A 17,580-nucleotide genomic window follows, 5' to 3' on the forward strand; every position below is an offset into this window, starting at 1 on the left:
TTTGCAATGATTCAGGATTCGGACCTGCCCCCCTCTCCCATTTTCGGTTTTACAATACTTACATCACTCAAATCATTTTTTCGCTGTTATGAGTATAAATCAAAATATCCACCGATATTTATATAAGTATTTCGAATAGAAGCACAATAACTTTAAGCGACATCTAAATAACCTTATTAGCTTGTACCTGTTTATCAAAAATATAAACAGTGGACAAGCTGGTTTACCTATGAAAGAAATTATTGATATCGTGACAGCTTACGAAAAAGCTGTGAATGAACAAAAGAAAACCGCGTTAGCTACCGTAGTGCTTGTGGAAGGCTCTGCCTATCGCAGAGCAGGCGCCCGGATGCTGATCACTGAAGACGGGCAATTGACCGGGGCTATAAGTGGTGGTTGTTTGGAAGGGGATGCCTTACGCAAAGCCAGAATGGTCATATTACAGCAGGAACCGTTGTTAGTTACTTATGACACGATGGATGATGACGATGCAAAACTTGGTGTTGGCCTGGGATGTAACGGCATTATTCACATTTTGATCGAACCGATCAATGATACACAAACCAACCCTATAACATTATTGAAAGCGACAATAAACTCACGGAGCCATTCAGTTTTCGTTACCATATTTTCCCTTGAAGACCGTAAGGCACCACAGCCAGGGTCATGTTTATGCCTCACAGATAGCCAAACGCTTCGGAATGGTTTGGAAATTCTACCTTATAAAAGCGAGCTATTGGATGATTCAAAAAATGCACTGGATAATCAAAGTTCAACTATTACAGCTTACCATGGATACACTGCGTTTGTGGAGTGCATAAAACCTTTAATCTCTTTGATTATTGCCGGCGCTGGAAATGACGCTATCCCATTAACCAGGATTGCCGCTGTATTGGGCTGGAATACTACACTTATCGACGGGCGGCCAAATTATGCCACTATTGAACGCTTTCCGGCGGTTAAAAAGATCCTGATTACTAAACCTGAAGGCGCTTTAGATAACCTGGAAATAAATGACTGGACGGCCTTTGTGCTGATGACACATAATTATAATTACGAGATTGCCTTATTAAAAGAGCTTTTGCCCTTACACCCTCCTTATATAGGCATTTTAGGACCCAAGAAAAAGCTGGAACGTATGCTGGATGAGTTAGAGGTGAATGGCAACGTTATAACCGAAAAGAACCAGAAAGCAATTCACGGGCCTGTTGGCCTGGATATCGGGTCTGAAACATCAGAAGAGATCGCGCTGTCTATCATTGCAGAGATAAAAGCGGTATTTTCTGAACGAAATGGAAGATCATTGAAATATAAAACCACTGTTATTCACAACAATTAATAAATAACCAATTATCCAAAAGGCAGGCTAAACTATTTGTAAAGATGCTGGTCTTTGATATAATCTATATTATTTTCCATCAGGTAGTCAATTCCCCATTTACTGATAAACTCATACAAAGGACCGAGCGATTGTCCCCTTGCCGTAAGAAAGTATTCTACACGGTTCGGTTTTACGGAAAGCTGATTTTTGGCTATTAATTTATCCCTTTCCAACTCCTTCAATTGCTGTGATAACATTTTTTCAGAAATACCAGGAAGATTCGCCTTAAAATCACTGTAGCTTTTTTTTTGCAAAATGGTGTAAATGGAACAAAATGAGCAATTTCCATTTACCACCCATTAGCCCCAGTGTTACGTCAACCGGACATGTATATATTTTTTCGTTTAATACTATCATAATCAATCATCTATAACGCCCCTATGCAATTAAAAGGCAGGTATTTTACATCCCGTTAAATTTCCTGCCAAAATTTAATCCTGTCAGGTACAGCAATATAAACGTAGCTCATATAATTTTTAATGTGCCACTTTGCCATATACAAAAGATCCTTCCCAGACAATTCACCGCCCGTAACAACCTACTTTTTAGTTAGTTATTGACTTTATATTTTGCATAGAATACATTTGGTCAGCATTAAAGATGATTAAATATAACTCCTATGAACAACAATAAATCCGTTCCTTCACTTTATGAATGGGCCGGCGGCATGCCGGTATTCGTAGCACTATTCGATCAGTTTTATGATAAAGTATTGGTAGATGACCTACTACAGCCAATCTTCAAACAAATGTCGCCGCAACATAGGCTTCACGTTGCTCATTTTATTGCCGAAGTATTGGGTGGCCCAAAATTGTACAGCGAAAACGAAGGCAGTCATTTCGAAATGATCCGTCACCATCTTTCCAAACACCTTACCCAACAGCATCGCCAACGCTGGATGGACCTGCTCCTGCAAACTGCCGACGAGCTGAAACTACCCGACGATCCTGAGTTTCGCTCGGCCTTCCTGGCTTACCTTGAATGGGGAACGCGTATAGCGGTTATCAATTCAAACCTGGCGAGTATCAACGAACCACCAGACATACCCATGCCGCATTGGGACTGGGGAGTGCCCGGTGGGCCATTTCAGGGATAGACTTCGATTTACTAAATATCAAAATTAGACTTATGCCGTTATTCTGAAGAAATCAGCGATAATCTATTATTACTTAATCTATTACTTAATCCTTCTGAAATGCCTGTTATAGTAAATATGCTTATTTACCATCACCTGTACTTTTTAAGGCCCAATAAACAAGAGCTGGTTGAAATAATAAACGGATAAATCTCTTGGCATCTGTATCCAATCCAAATGAACTTCTTTTATGCGTATATTGAGCAATATTGCCTGGAAAAACAGCAACAAAAAAAGCAGCCGCTATTTTTCCCACACCCGCCCTATAATTTTTTGGTGCTAATGCTATTGCACAACCTAAGCCTATTTCAACTATTCCTGAATACACTACGGTATCATCCTTTTTTAAAGGAACCCAATTCGGGACCTGGGCCCTAAAAGCTTTCCTTGCGAAAGTCAAATGGCTGATGCCTGCAAAGATCAGGTTAGCGCCCAGGAAAATCCTGGCTGCATTTTTTATATTATCTTCTTTCATCAATAGCTAATGGCAACAACCGTTCCATATCACATGGCAATACATTCATTTATACTTTTATGCCGAACCCGACATTGAAGCCAATACCATCGGCCGGTAAAATACCAGGGCCAGGCAAAATGGTTATCCTTCGCGTAAAATATTTAGCATTCAGCACATTATTAAGGTTGCCAAAAATGTGATACTTCCGCAAAAAGCTATAATTGAACGACAAGTCAACAACGTGATAAGCAGGCACAATACCACTTAAACCGGTTGGGTTAAAAATGGTATTATTTGCATCTGTAAAGTTTTTACCAACATAGCTAAATTGTACGGTGGTAGTAATGTGCTTATCCAAATAACTTAAACCGGCACGGTCTATCCAGGTCGGTGTCCCTTCCAGCCAGTTACCAGCTAAGCTGATATTAGTAGCCCCCGCGGTAATTGATCCGCTGGTATAACGGGCATGGTCATAGGAAAAAGAATTGAATAAACGGATATCGCCAGAAGCTGAACGGTCAAATGCCCGCCATAGAGAGACTTCTGTAAAAACTTCGGCACCTTTTGCAACCCCGTTTCCGATGTTAGTGGTATAAATATAGGTTTGTTTCGCGTCATTCACTTCCGTAAGGTTACCTATCCGTTTGCCGTAATAAACATAGTACAGATCAAAATCATAATTGAATATAGTACCAATGTTTCCCCGGTAACCCAAATCAGCACTGTAACCCCGGCTGTCCTTCAGATTGGGATCTACAACAGCCAAATCATTCCCCGGGATAATATTAGCGTAAGCAAACGGATGATAAGCCTGGGAGATATTTCCATAAATCTGACTATTATGGGTAACCTGGTATTGAAGCCCGGTACCAAACAAGGGGAAATTGCGTTTGTTGCCATAAGATACATGATCTAACCCATTATCTATTACACCGTTAAGACTGGTATTAATAATCTCAAAACGGGCTCCGGGTGTTATGGTAAATTCAGGGGTGATCTGGAAAGTATTTTCTGCAAAAGCAGCATAATTACGTGTGCTTAAATGCAGATCGATACCGTAGGGTTTAACAACGGTCAAGTCGTAATCAGAGCCGGTAGTTCCCGTTGCTTTCTGTCTGCGCATGGTGCGTTCTGTAAAATAACGCAAACCAGATGTGAATGTGCTGTACAAATCGCCCAGCTTGTATTGGGTAAGCAGGCGTGCTTCGGTGGTAAACCCGTAATAATAATCTCGGTCGACCTGACGGGGATTATAACTATTCAACTTTTTATTTACGGTATCCGCTACGCCGGGATTATTTAAAAACTGCACACTGTTACGCTGACCAATGATACCGTGGGATATCACTTCGAGTTTGGTACGTGTACCTAATTTGTAATTAAATAATAGCGCCGGGATATTAATTTCAGGATCAAAATAATTACGGGTACGGGTTGACTGGCGGTTGTTGGCATTAAACTGTGCATCGGTTAACCCACCTGCATCCTGCTCAAAAAAATTAACCCTGGAGAATTGCAGGGCAATACTTCCATTATCATTAAACTGGTATTTTAAATTAGCATAAAACCATTGCCCGTAAAAACGTGAGTTATTCCGCCACCCATCACCGGATCGCTGTGCATAGTAGGCATAATAACTCCATTTACCGCTACGGCCACCCACAGAATTAAAAGAGTTGAAATAATGATTAGATCCTGCAGTTTGTTCGCTTTCCGCGCCGAAAACTTTTGTACTGTCGCCCTCCTTTATCTTATAATTTACCATCCCGCCAAACTGGCTTCCAAACTGCAGCGCCGACGCCCCGCGTACAATCCGGATCTGACTCACGGCATTAAATTGAGGTACGTAATGCGCTTCGGGGTAACCAAACAGGTCGGAATTAGTGTTATAACCATTCTGGCGTACATTCGTTTCATTTGAGCGATGGGTGTCTGTCCCCCGGTTTCCAATATTTACCTGGAAACCATTGCCACTCATTTCCCAAACATTTACACCCGGAATGGTAGCAAATATGGTACGAATAGTGCTATTAGCCAGATTGGCCCTTCCGGTTGCCGGCGTAATGGAAAAGGTCTTTTTCCCGGCGAACAGGTAAGTTCCTTCAACATCAGGCAGGTGTTTGAGCTTGCTATCTCTTATCACTACGCTATCAAGCGTAGTTGTGTCTTTAGCAACAGATTTTGCCTGTGGCGAATTTGCTTGGGCATACAGGCGGGAAATACAGAAAATACAACCTAATAGTGTGATGGATTTTTTTTGTAGAGTTTTTTTCATTGGCTAAATCAATGGCATTATATATTTTCAAATATATCGATACAAACAATAAAATATTCATGTTTATTTTATCTATTTATCCCATCCATAAAAGATCAATATCAATTTCTTTGGAGCGATTAGTCGCTCAAGTGACAAATTCCGCAATTAATAAATATCATCAACGGGCTACTAAAATTAAACACCTGGAATTCAATTCCTTAAAATATACCTATACAATATTGTAAAATATACAGCAATATTTTAATACTATATTTTATTAACTCCCAGCATCATTAATATCATAAATGTAAATTTATTTACCCCCAGCGTCGTTATGTTTTTATTAGCATAACGAAATTATATTAATTTTTAATTCATTTTATTCATATTAATTAAAAGTATTATGAAAACATAATTGATATTTATATTTATATAACAATAATTAAACATAAATATTTAAACCTGCCTAATCCTTTAAACTATGAACAAACACCGTATGTTATGGATCGTCGTATCCATTTTTATGATCACCATTATTGTCCGTTGTTCTGCCCCGAATGATCACAGGAACGGAGACTCCGAAAACCAGGAAGAAAGCAAAAACACCTTCCCTGATTTTGGCGCCATGATCCCGATAAACCAGTTTTTAAAAGAATACCCCGGCCAAAAAGTTTTTAAGTTGAGCCAGGACTATCCCAAAACGTTGCCTGCTGAAGATAAAATCCCTGATTTTTTTAAAATACCATTTGATGATAAAGCCAGATGGAAAGAATGGCTGATGGCCGCCCGCGACTATTGTTTTGATGGCATGATTGAGGCTAATTTCATAGCACAGGATAACAAAAAGCGCAGCTGGTATCATATGCCATGGTTACATTATGGCCCACTTGCATCCGAGGGTTTTAACGGCTTGGCCAAAGAAGCTCCCATTAACCCATATCAGTTATCTCCTCAGCAAAAACATCCCGGACAGGTATATGCCCTAGGGTTCTATAATGATTTTGCCGGCCACGTGCTTTACAAAATGTGGGATACAGCTAACGACCCGGATCCATTCGTTACGCAGGGGCCCAAAGGCGGTTTCCCGGAAGGTACCGTGATATTTAAATTGTTGTATACCGATCTGGATTCTACAGATGTACCTTATCTTAAAGATTCATACGCAAGAACAGCTTACATTACACCAACGTTTGCTGATAGTGTTAACCGCGTTGTAAAAAAAGTACACCTGATACAAATGGATATTATGGTGCGGGATAAAAGAGCCGAAAAATATGGCACCGGATGGATATTTGGCAATTTCTGTTATAATGGCAATCTGAATAATGGCAAAACTATGCGCGAACGGGTAAAAAATCTTGTTCCGGTTGGTATACAGTTCGGAAACGACCCGCAATATAAAACTAATTGGATAAACCCCTACCCGGTCATTAAAACCATGATCAACGATACGCTGAAAGAAACGTTTATTAACACATCCGCCGATCTTCCACCACAGCATCTTGGTTGGGGAGGCAGGCTTGACGGCCCGGTTGATTTGAATACCGCGTCTTGTATGTCATGCCATCAAACTGCCGAGTTTCCGCAAGTGGCGGCGCTGGTGCCTGATGAAGCCTTTATCGGCGACACGCTGGCAAATGGTGCCATGGGCCATCTTACACAAACTAACGATCCGGCCTGGATAAAATATTATCAGAATTTCAGATGCGGTACAGCTTATAACCCTAAACAGGCGCTGTCCAACGATTTTTCTTTGCAAACATCGCTGGCATTGGGGTATTACTGGGATTGGAAAAATAAAAACATAGGTGGCTATTATGCCAATCAGTTCTCTGGTGTTGAGCACGTGGTAAGACGCGGCGGGGTACCATTTAAAAGGGCCAGAATATTGAAAAAAGCAGGCCCAAGACAAAAAGCCAATGTAATTCCTGAAACCCAGGGTAATTTTTAATTCCCCCAATCTGTAATTAATTCAAGCTGATACTACCATGAGCAATTCCATATCCTTCTTTTTGAACGGCAGGCAGGTTGTTGTACAAGATCCGCCGGTTGATACCTTATTAATAGATTATCTGCGCTCGCCGGAGGTAAATCTTGCCGGCCCTAAAAAACCGTGCGGGCAAGGCGGTTGCGGTGGTTGCACCGTGATCCTGTCTGACTGGGATGCGAAAGAAAAAAAAGAGCATCACCGTGCTATCAATTCATGCCTGCGACCACTGATCGCCGTTGATGGCATGGTGGTTACAACCGTTGAAGGCACAGGCGGTGCGCGACGCCCCAATCCCGAATTTCTTACTCACACCCAAGTATCCAGCCGAGCCGGCCGGCCCGCAGATCTGCCCTTGCCTGCCGAAACACAGCAGGCATATGAAGACGCCCAGGCAAAAAGGGCTGAAGTAGCTATGGCTGTTGAAAAGGCAGAAAATGCAGATATTTCACCAAACCTATTACTGCAAACTGCAACTCCACAACATCCCTCAGAGCTCAGTCACCTGGGTATGAACCCGGTGGCACATCGCCTTGCCATGAATAATGGCACACAATGCGGCTATTGTACGGTTGGCTTTGTGATGAACATGTCTGAGTTTATCTTTAATAACCCAAATGCTACAAAAAAAGAGATCGAGGCCATCTTTGACGGCAACATCTGCCGTTGTACAGGGTACAGGCCGATACTCACGGGAATGAAAACCTTTGCATCTGACTGGACGGAACAAGACGAACTGGAACGGATGAAATGCCTGGGCGACGAGGCCGTGCAACAACAATTGCCGGCCCCATTCATCGTTATTCCTTTTCCACCGGAAGCTAAACAGCCTGCCCCAGCAGTATCGGTTTTGAATAATCAAAGGCAATGGCTTAGCCCGGTTTCACTGCGTGAACTGGTTGATTATTGGAAAATTTATAGTGGGCATAAACCTCATCTTGTACATGCCAATACTTCTTATGGAATATACAAACAAGAATTCCTGAATGCAGACAGCTTGATCGATATCAGTCACGTGCAGGAATTAAATTTTGTTCCGGTAGTTGATAAAAAAGGGATAAAAGTAAGCGCGGGCACAACTTACAGCCATCTGATTGATACGCTGGAATTGGCCCTAAAGAAATACCCGGTTAACATACCGGAAGGAAGGGACCGGGAGACTGTGCCCTGGGGGGCGGTACTTTTTATGGCTCAACGTACGGCCGGCAGGATCGTAAGGAATGCGGCAACTGTAGGTGGTAATGCCATGTTGGTTTTCAAACATATTGCTGCGGGAACCGGTGAGCCATTTCCGTCGGACTTAATGACCGCGCTTTTGGGGTGCTATGCCCAAATTGAATACATCGACCCCGAAAACTTCAGAGGACAGACTACTACTGCTTATATAGACGATCTGTCGATCATCATCAAAAATCACCCTGATCTGGCACAAAGAATGATCCTGGTATCTGTTTACATACCTTTTGGAGATAGTAATGATGTTCAGCTGGCACAAAAAGTTGCCCTTCGCGATGTCAATGCGCACAGCATAGTTAACTCTAGTTGTACCATCAGATTAGGCGCCGATCTTAAAGTAACACACGCGGCGATAGTATTCGGAGGTTTGGCGCCGTTTCCATGGCGGGCCGTAAGCACAGAGGTTATGCTGCAAAATAACGTGTTATCGATGGAAAGGATCCCCTTGCTCATCGAAACGCTTAACCGTGAGGTTGGAGTGATATTATCGCAATGGGCTCCCAGAATGAAAGGCCTTCCTGATGAAGGTTTCACGCACGAATATAAACAGCAATTAACCGCTTCCTTTCTTTATAAGGCCATTGTAAAAGCCCTGTTGGAAAAAGGAGGCCCTGTACCACCGCACTTACGATCAAGCGGAGACATTACCTGGGGCAGATGGCCCGTTAGTAATGGCTTACAGTTTTATGCCCCACAGGACTTCAGGGCGCCGGTAGCCCAGCCTTATGTGAAATTTACGGCCATGGAACAGGCTTCCGGTCAGTTACATTACACACATGAACTGCCGGTTCCTCCCAATACGGTAAACGCGGCGCTGGTACAAAGCAGGCGGGCTTTGGCTGATTACCATTTCATTATTCCCGGAAAAAAAGGGCGTGCAAATACTACTGATTTACGCAGTTATCTTTCGCAAACATTTGCAGGTTTTGTTGACATGGTTACCAGTGAAGCTTTCAAAAATGGCGCCAGCAATATGCAGGGCATGGGATCTGATCAGCCTGTTTTTGCCATTGATCAGGTTAACTATGTTGGCCAAACTATTGCATTAGTAGGTGCCAAAACCGAGCTTGAAGCCGCCACAATTGCCGAATATGTTGCAGACAACTGTGTTGCCTATACTCCTGTTCAAATAGATCCCGACCCGAAAAGCTGGAAGAATAAACCTGTTTTAAGTATTGATGATGCGCTTGCTCATGGCAATATTTATCCCGACTGGCCTACAACAGCGAGTTTTATTTCACATATATGGCGCATAACCAGGCCCGGCACTCAATTGGAATGGATCAACGAAAAAGGCGCGCTTGATAAAAACATAATCAACCGAACCGGAACAGTAGATGGCAACATTTGCCAGATTGTTGAAGGAACACAGCTAACAGGCGGGCAGGTACACTTCTATATGGAAACCCAGGCGGCTATAGCAGAACCTGTAGACGGTGGCAAAATAGTGATCAAATCATCTACACAAAGCCCTATGACTATTCATGGCACTATTGCATCAGCATTGGGAGCTCAATATAACAGCATAGATATACAGGTACCACCCGTAGGTGGTGGTTTTGGTGGCAAAACAGAGCAAACACGCTTTGTGGCTGCAGCGACCGCTGTCGCCGCAAAAGCACTAAAGAAACCGGTCAAGCTAGCTCTTACACGTGAACAGGATACTGGCATGATCGGTAAAAGGCATGCTTATTATGCACAATATCAGGTAGCTATAGATAAAGGCGAAACTACACCGGCGCACAAGGGCATAATCAGAGGCCTGCTGAACCGGATGTGGGGCGATGGAGGCGCATTTTATGATTGCTCGTTCATTGTTTCCAATTGTATCATTACCCGGGCAGATAATGCCTATCGCATTCCCAATTTCCAGGCGCAAATTGATGTTTGCCGTACCAATACAGCTCCTTCTACGGCGTTCAGAGCTTTTGGCGATGTACAGGGTAAAGTAATGATGGAAAATGCTATTGATGATGCCGCATTCTCTATTAATATGACCGCTGAAGAAGTACGCAGAATAAATTTATATGACCGCGGCGACGTTACCCCATTTGGTCAGGCACTTTCCTATTGTTATATGAAGGATGTCTGGAAATATCTAAAAGACGTTTGCAATTATGATATCAAGGTTGCCGCCGTTGAGGAATTTAATCAAAAAAACAAATGGCGTAAGCAAGGGTTAGCTATTATGCCGGTAAAATACGGCTCTGGTTATAACCTTACCATGCTTGAACAAGCGGGCGCTATGATTTCGGTGTATCAGGGGGATGGTAGTATCATTATTCATCAGGGCGGCGTAGAAATGGGTCAAGGTTTACTGACACAGGTGCGCCAGGTAGCCTCCTATATTTTGAATGTCCCAATGACTCTCATCGAAATTGAAAGCCCTAAAACCAGTATCGTTACCAATCCAACCAGTACAGGAGCATCCACCGGAACAACTTATAGCGCAGAAGCCGTTAAGCGAGTTTGCGAACAGCTAAGAAGCCGTATAACTGAATTTGGGTACGAAATGCTCAAAATCAAGGGCGACGACTGGTGTGGAACTCAAGGTATTGACTTTTGGAATTATGGAGCGGCTGGCTGGCAGGCTAAGCCTCTTAAAGGCGGACGACACCCCATCATTTGGCAAAACCTGGTAGCCATGGCCTACCAAAACAGGATTAGCTTAACTTGTAGTTTGAATATCCCCATTCATGGTGGCGAGGTGCCTTTCCCTAATATTACCTACAAAACATATGATCAACAGCCCATCATACCTGGTTATGAGAGCAGCAAGACTGGTGCACCAGGTGAGTTTGATTCCTTCAGTGGATTTACTTATTCTGCCGCTTGCTCTGTAGTTGAGGTTGACATATTAACCGGTGAAACCAAAATATTAAGTTCTGACATTGTGTATGATGCCGGCTGGAGTATGAACCAGGCTATTGATATTGGTCAGGTAGAAGGTGCCTTTGTTCAGGGGATTGGTTATGTGTTATCTGAAAAATTGGTATTTGAACCAGACGGTCCGGATGCAGGACGATTAAACACGTTAAATACCTGGACCTACAAACCACCGGCTACCACCAGCATTCCACTGGAGCTGAATGTGCATCTTTTCCCAAGGGGCTCGGTGAATGTTCCGGAAAATCCAACAGATATTATGTCTGCCAAGGAGATCGGGGAGCCGCCGCTGGTATTGGCAGCATCTGTGTTTTTCGCGGTAAAGGCAGCGATCAGAGCATCAAGAATAGAACGGGGCTTAAGCGGTCTATTTCGGTTTGACTCCCCTGCAACTGTACAAGAGGTAAGCCGTGCTTGTGAGATAGACAATAATTACGTTTAATTACCTATTAACACACCGCTGTTTGGTAACAGCGGTGTGTTATATAATATTGCATCAACTTATATAAATCGCCCGCCAATCACTTCATCTATAGTGGTATTCTGTACATTTTTTTGAAAAAAAATGTTACCATGATTGTTATGCTGCTTCTTTCGACTGCAAAAGATTGTCGTAATATTGTTTCTCAATAATAATTCTTCACTCGGGATGCCTAATTAAAGTTTGATCATACTGATAAAAAAGACGTCATTTTCCCTGATCGGGAGTTTCTTTGAAAATATCCCGGTTGAACTAATAGTGATATTCTCTTTCAAAATGGGGATACCATTATTTTCTTTTTTTAGCAGATCGACCTGTAGTTTACTTAATTGGTCAGGTTTATTGAAGGATAGATAGGTTGTGTAGGGATCGTTTACTTTGTAACCCGTTTGGCAAATCTCTATTCTGTATTTTCCTTTAGGCATACCTGATATAGCTAATTTAACTTCGCCTTTTGATTTAGCAGGCAGATCGCGGGTATAGTAGGATTGGTTATTAACGGAATCGGGCAAGGTGTAAGTATAATCCCATAACAAGATGTGAACATCACCTTTTTTATTTTTACAGGCCCATGAAGACTTGTCCTGATCATCTATTTCGGTTTCGCCCAATTTATTTAAAAAAGAATAAGCAAAGAATGCAGGTTTCTTGATCCCCTGCGTATTTACTAAACCAAACCCACCATGAAAGGGCGTAAATCTTGGCCCCGCTTCCTCAAAAATATCAGTAAACGTCCAGTACGACATGGAGTTGGCTGCAGATCCCGTTTGTTTCAGTTTTTCAAGTATGTATGCTGCTTCATGGTAACTATCATGCAGTGGATCAGCAGGCGTATAAGATGAACTCCATTCTGTGTAATGTAATTCTAGTTTTGGAATTGCGGAATTTTGAATTTGCTTGCGTGAATTCCAAACATCACCGCTAACACTCTCCTTGTTTTTATCGAGCACGGTCCCCGTTGCCCCATACTCATCCAAAAACCCTTGTTTTACCCGGTAAGCGTGTGTGCTGATAAAATCTATAGGGACAGAATTTTTGTTGCAGAAATCTATCATTTCAGGTACCCATGCAGCCCCTGCTGTGGCAGGTCCGCCAACTTTATAGGCCGGGTTTACGCTTTTTATAGCCTGTGCACTATATTGATATAGTTTAAAATAATCGCTTTGAGAGCCGGTCCAGAAACCATCTTTCAGATTGGGTTCGTTCCAAACTTCAAAATACCATGTTTTAACCTCATCTGTTCCGTATCGTTCTGTAAAATGTTGAGTCAGGTTACGGATCAAACCTTCCCATTTCTGATAATCTTTAGGTGGTGTTACGTTACCCCTCCACCAAAAAATTGTTTGGCTTCCGCTTGCCAACGCCGCCGGCATAAATCCTAATTCAACAAAGGGCTTCATGCCTATACTTAGGATATAGTCGTACAAGGCGTCAACATATTGGTAATTATATTGTGGCTTTCCGTTCCCGTCCTCCTTGTAAACAGCCATGTCATCAGTCAGCAAGCCATGCATCCTGATGTATTTAAAACCACACTCCTTTTTCACCATAGCCAATTGCTGCTGCCAGTCAGCCCGCAATCCTTCATTGGCACGACCAGCGCCTACACATTCTTTAAATGAGGTGTTGAGACTTCCTTTTTCTTTGTTAAAATCAAGACGGATTATTCTCTCGGTTTTGGCGAGATTATTATTCTGCGCGAAAACATGACCAAAAAGCAAGCTCCCTACAACAAGTGATAAAAATTTATTTTTCATTAGGGTGAGGTTAAAGCTTAACTGTTACTTTTTCCCCTTTATAAGCTATCTGCTGATCGCTATTCGGCTCAAAATGCAGCGGTACGACTTTATTCCTGCTAATCCATACGATGTTAAACTTCCTGTTGCTTAGCATGCCGGTAAAATTGCCTTTCCTGTCACCAATAGTCAGCGTTTTACTTGTTTTGTTATAGGTAAGTTGTATAGTGCTGAAAGCGCCTTTTTCATAGTTATAATTTGTGCCTTCATCTTCATAAAGGGTAAAGGTGGCGTCTTTGCCGGTATACACATATAGGGTGATCGAATCGGCAGGTTTTTCGCCGGTATATTGTATCTCGGGGCCAAAAGGGATAATTGAACCCTCTTTTATGTATACGGGAATGCGGTCATAAGGTGCATCCGCTGTTATAGTTTGCCCTCCGGATGTATATTTTCCATCATATAAATTATACCAGCCATTACCCTTTGGTAAATAAATGCTCCGACTGGTAGCGCCATAGGTATAAACAGGATTGATGAGCAAAGCTGGGCCAAAAAGATATTCGTCTGCAATATTCTTCACCTTTTCATCCTGTCCGTAATCCATCATTAAACCGCGCATCAGGGTATAGTCATGGTGATAGGCCATGCCTGCCAGGCTATAGATATAAGGCATCAGGCGATAGCGCAGCTTATCATAATAAAGCATACTCTGGTAAGCAGGATGATTTTCGGGCGCTATATTATAAATTTCGCGGTACGGAAACTGACCATGTACCCGAAACAGGGGCACAAATGAACCAAACTGGTACCAACGGGTTATCTGCTCTCGCCATTCGGCCAGTTCTTTTTCATTTGGCTGCTCGTAACGGTGCTCCACGGCAAAACCACCGATGTCCATAGTCCAATAGGGAATACCCGATAGGGCAAAGTTGATCCCTGCGGGGATCTGGTTTTTCATGTCATCCCAGCGGGCAGCGATGTCGCCGCTCCAGGTTGCTGCCGCATATCGCTGCAAACCTCCATAAGCTGATCGGGTTAACAGGAATACACGCGTATTTGGATTGGTACCGCGCTGCCCCTCGTAAATACCTTTTGCATTTTGCAGCGGGAAAGCATTAAAATACCGTGTAGATGAGCCTAAATAGGTAGGATTCATAAAATCTTTACGGCTCTGTATATTCAGGTTGGAAGTTATGTCTGGTTCTGAAGCATCCATCCACCAGGCATCCACCCCTTTGGCGTATAATTTCTTATTCATCAGCCCCCAGAAAGCCTCGCGGGCCTTCGGGTTGTAGGCATCATAGAAAGTAGAAAAATACCCCTTACCTATCCAATCCCTTTGGCGGTTTGCTATATTACGTTTATATAACCAACCATTTTTATCAAAGTGCTTATAGCTATCAATCCCCTCATAAAATTTGGCCCATACCGAGATCATGAAGTGCATGTGATATTGATCATGTAGTGTACTGATCATTCCGGCAGGATTAGGAAAGCGGCTTTCATCAAATTCCTGGCTACCCCATTGATCTTCCTTCCAGTATGACCAATCTTCCACAATATTATCCAGCGGTATTTTCCTCGCCCGGAACTCCTTTACGGTATTCAATATTTCATCCTGGGTTTTATACCGCTCGCGGCTTTGCCATAAACCCATTGCCCATTGGGGCATTATGACAGCCTTGCCGGTAACAGTACGATATCCGGAGATAACATCGTCGGCATTTTTTCCATATATAAAATAATAGTTGAGCTGATTGCCAGATTCAGAGTCGAACGTATATTTATTTTGTTGTTGCTTACTTAAAGGACTCAGCCATTTTAACGCGATGAATGATTCATCGGCATCAGGGAGCCACTCAATTTTGATGGGATACTTTTTGTCTTTGATCAAATCGACATTCAGTATTGCGGTACCGGGGTTCCAACCTTGACGCCAGCGGTCGGCCAGTAATTTACCATCGATCCATATCTTGGCATAACCTGCATATTTAAGCCAAAATTGGTGATTACCCGTATAAGCCGATGAGATCGAACCTGTCCAGCTTACTTTACCCTCTCCTAATTTATAACCCTGAGGAAAATTCTTCATATCCTCCAGAAAAGAATAATCAATATCAGATTCGGGGCGTTGTATAAAAACGTTGGTGGAGTCGGCTTTTTTGGCATAGGTAGCCGTTAGCCAACCCTCACTCCCATCTGCGGAAAATAACTTTAGTCCTGAAATTGATTGTAGGTCGCGGGTGTCGCCAAATTTAGTTAAGGAATAATTATCCCACAGGATACCATAGTTCTTATTGGAAACCAGGAATGGCACCGCTACTTCCGTATTGTTCTGCAGTAGCTCCAGGTGTTGGTTTTTAAAGTTGACAACCCCGTTTTGATGCTGACCCAGGCCGTAGATAGCTTCGTTGGCCGGGCTGTTAAAGTTTTGGATAATATGATAGGAGCTTTCACCATTGTTGGACACAAGCGTAAATGTCCGTTCAGCGTTTTCGCTTAAAATAAGCTTGCCGGCTTTATCGGTAAAACTCACTAGACCTTGCGGCAACAATACATGTGCTGTGACTGATGCTGTTGACAGCAATAACTGATTGCCTTTTTGCACAACATTCCAGTTAACAGGTGAATTGATGCGATCTAAGGCCATTAGACTTTTGTTGCGGGGAAAGGAACTTTCAGGAGTGGCCGTTACATGGATAATTTTATCGGAGATCACCTGCAACCGGAGCAGGCGGGAATCCTGCGCTGATTTTTGAGGCAGGCTAACAATAATTCCGTCGGTTACTTTTTTATAAATGTCCTGAGCAGCGGCATGCGTAAACAAAGCAGCCGAAAAAATAGTACAGACACATAATAGTACACGTTTTAGCATAGCATTAAATAGGTTATAATATAGAATTGGTTGTAACTAACAAAAGAGCTTTTTAATATATAGCAAGCGATAAATTCCTGTTACCGGTTTTTGATGGGGGTATAAATAAAATCAAAATTATCATGCATATCCATTTCATCGCCCCATAAATGTTCAGCTATGGCATTTTTAGAGATAACTTTTCCCTTATTGGCAATAAAATACAATAACATATCATATTCCTTTCTGGTGAGGATAATAGAGGTTTCATTAACTTCAACCGTCCGGCCCTGCACATCGATGGTAATTTCATTAAATATTAACTTATTGTTGGTATTTAAAGCCTTTCGGCGATAAACTGCCATCAGGCGGGCCTTGAGCTCTGCTAAATGAAAAGGTTTGGTCAGGTAGTCGTCGGCTCCGATATCCAGTCCCTTTAATTTATCCTCCAGGGAGTTCCGGGCAGATATGATCAATACCCCTTCGTTCTTCTGGTTGGTCCGAAGGTATTGCAGCACATCTAGCCCTTCTCCATCAGAGCCCGACATCCAGCAAAACACAATCATAATCGTAGTCTGATAGTTTCTGCAGGGCCGGATTTAGCGCGCTACAGCTCTCGCAGATATTGCCATCTACATTCAAATAGTTTGTGATATTCTCACGTAAACTTTGCTCGTCTTCTATTACCAGGATTTTCAAAGCTGCTTTTATTCAAATGTAAAGCTTAAAGTTGAAGAGAACCTGAAGTATAATGCGACCTATCATTTTATTAGTTGGGTAATCGTATCGCGACTACAGATTTGCTTCATATTCATTCAGTAATTTACAAACAATTGATCAAGATAAATAGATCAAATCAGATTAACGTCAAAATGACTTTAGAAGCCAGCACTAACTTAAGACCACTATGGCAATTATAGCACCTGTCCGTAAAGATACTTGGCATCCCGAGCCTATAAAAAAATATTCGGCTTCACTGCGCTTATGGCATTGGGCCAACACCATTGCTATCAGCGGTTCACTGATTACCGTGTTGATCAATTCAACCATTACCGATGAAAGACCTGTATCAACATTGATTAAAACTCAATTAAAAAATGCCGGTGCCACAGTAAGCAACGAACAGGCTGGTTCAGTTGCACACGCGCTTGGCGATAGCGTCTGGAA

10 protein-coding genes and 2 pseudogenes are annotated in these 17,580 nt (G+C 42.5%); 5 read left to right on the forward strand and 7 right to left on the reverse strand.

Annotated elements, in window-relative coordinates:
• Positions 1–229: 229 nt before the first annotated feature.
• Positions 230–1,339: an XdhC family protein gene (locus ACTJKG_RS07425; RefSeq protein WP_172332975.1), complete on the forward strand. Its 1,110-nt coding sequence runs from the start codon at positions 230–232 to the stop codon at positions 1,337–1,339.
• Positions 1,340–1,371: 32 nt separating this feature from the next.
• Here ACTJKG_RS07425 and ACTJKG_RS07430 read toward each other — a convergent pair whose 3' ends face one another.
• Positions 1,372–1,677 (reverse strand): winged helix-turn-helix transcriptional regulator, encoded by a 306-nt coding sequence (locus ACTJKG_RS07430; RefSeq protein WP_440738809.1) that lies wholly within the window; start codon positions 1,675–1,677, stop codon positions 1,372–1,374.
• A gap of 323 nt (positions 1,678–2,000) precedes the next feature.
• On the opposite strand from ACTJKG_RS07430, the gene ACTJKG_RS07435 reads away from it, so the two are divergent.
• Positions 2,001–2,477 carry a group II truncated hemoglobin gene (locus ACTJKG_RS07435; RefSeq protein WP_172332973.1) on the forward strand — a complete coding sequence of 159 codons (477 nt, stop codon included), beginning with the start codon at positions 2,001–2,003 and terminating at the stop codon, positions 2,475–2,477.
• A gap of 121 nt (positions 2,478–2,598) precedes the next feature.
• On the opposite strand, the gene ACTJKG_RS07440 is transcribed toward ACTJKG_RS07435, so the two are convergent.
• Both ACTJKG_RS07440 and ACTJKG_RS07445 read right to left on the reverse strand, forming a co-directional pair.
• Positions 2,599–2,991: a DoxX family protein gene (locus ACTJKG_RS07440; protein WP_172332972.1), complete on the reverse strand. Its 393-nt coding sequence runs from the start codon at positions 2,989–2,991 to the stop codon at positions 2,599–2,601.
• Between the two features lie 49 nt (positions 2,992–3,040).
• Positions 3,041–5,248, reverse strand: a complete 2,208-nt coding sequence (locus ACTJKG_RS07445; RefSeq protein ID WP_440738810.1) for a TonB-dependent receptor family protein — start codon at positions 5,246–5,248, stop codon at positions 3,041–3,043.
• 463 nt (positions 5,249–5,711) lie between these two features.
• On the opposite strand from ACTJKG_RS07445, the gene ACTJKG_RS07450 reads away from it, so the two are divergent.
• Both ACTJKG_RS07450 and ACTJKG_RS07455 read left to right on the forward strand, forming a co-directional pair.
• Complete coding sequence (locus ACTJKG_RS07450; RefSeq protein ID WP_172332970.1) at positions 5,712–7,181, forward strand: hypothetical protein; 1,470 nt, start codon at positions 5,712–5,714, stop codon at positions 7,179–7,181.
• A 37-nt stretch (positions 7,182–7,218) separates the two neighbouring features.
• Positions 7,219–11,781, forward strand: coding sequence for a molybdopterin cofactor-binding domain-containing protein (locus ACTJKG_RS07455; protein WP_440738811.1), 4,563 nt, complete (start codon positions 7,219–7,221; stop codon positions 11,779–11,781).
• Positions 11,782–11,996: 215 nt separating this feature from the next.
• Here the strand turns inward: ACTJKG_RS07455 and ACTJKG_RS07460 are convergent, their stop codons facing one another.
• From ACTJKG_RS07460 to ACTJKG_RS07475, 4 genes and pseudogenes are all read right to left on the reverse strand, one after another.
• On the reverse strand, positions 11,997–13,577 hold the full coding sequence (locus ACTJKG_RS07460) for a GH39 family glycosyl hydrolase (RefSeq protein WP_172332968.1): 1,581 nt from the start codon (positions 13,575–13,577) through the stop codon (positions 11,997–11,999).
• A gap of 10 nt (positions 13,578–13,587) precedes the next feature.
• Positions 13,588–16,434, reverse strand: a complete 2,847-nt coding sequence (locus tag ACTJKG_RS07465; protein ID WP_440738812.1) for a TIM-barrel domain-containing protein — start codon at positions 16,432–16,434, stop codon at positions 13,588–13,590.
• A gap of 80 nt (positions 16,435–16,514) precedes the next feature.
• A complete protein-coding gene (locus ACTJKG_RS07470; protein ID WP_440738816.1) occupies positions 16,515–16,778 on the reverse strand; it encodes a winged helix-turn-helix domain-containing protein in 264 nt (87 codons plus the stop codon).
• Between the two features lie 60 nt (positions 16,779–16,838).
• Positions 16,839–17,112: pseudogene (locus ACTJKG_RS07475) on the reverse strand (response regulator transcription factor); the annotation flags it as partial.
• A gap of 208 nt (positions 17,113–17,320) precedes the next feature.
• Here ACTJKG_RS07475 and ACTJKG_RS07480 point away from each other — a divergent pair.
• Positions 17,321–17,580: pseudogene (locus ACTJKG_RS07480) on the forward strand (cytochrome b/b6 domain-containing protein); the annotation flags it as partial.

The organism is Mucilaginibacter sp. 22184 (genome assembly GCF_052045695.1).
GTDB lineage: Bacteria > Bacteroidota > Bacteroidia > Sphingobacteriales > Sphingobacteriaceae > Mucilaginibacter.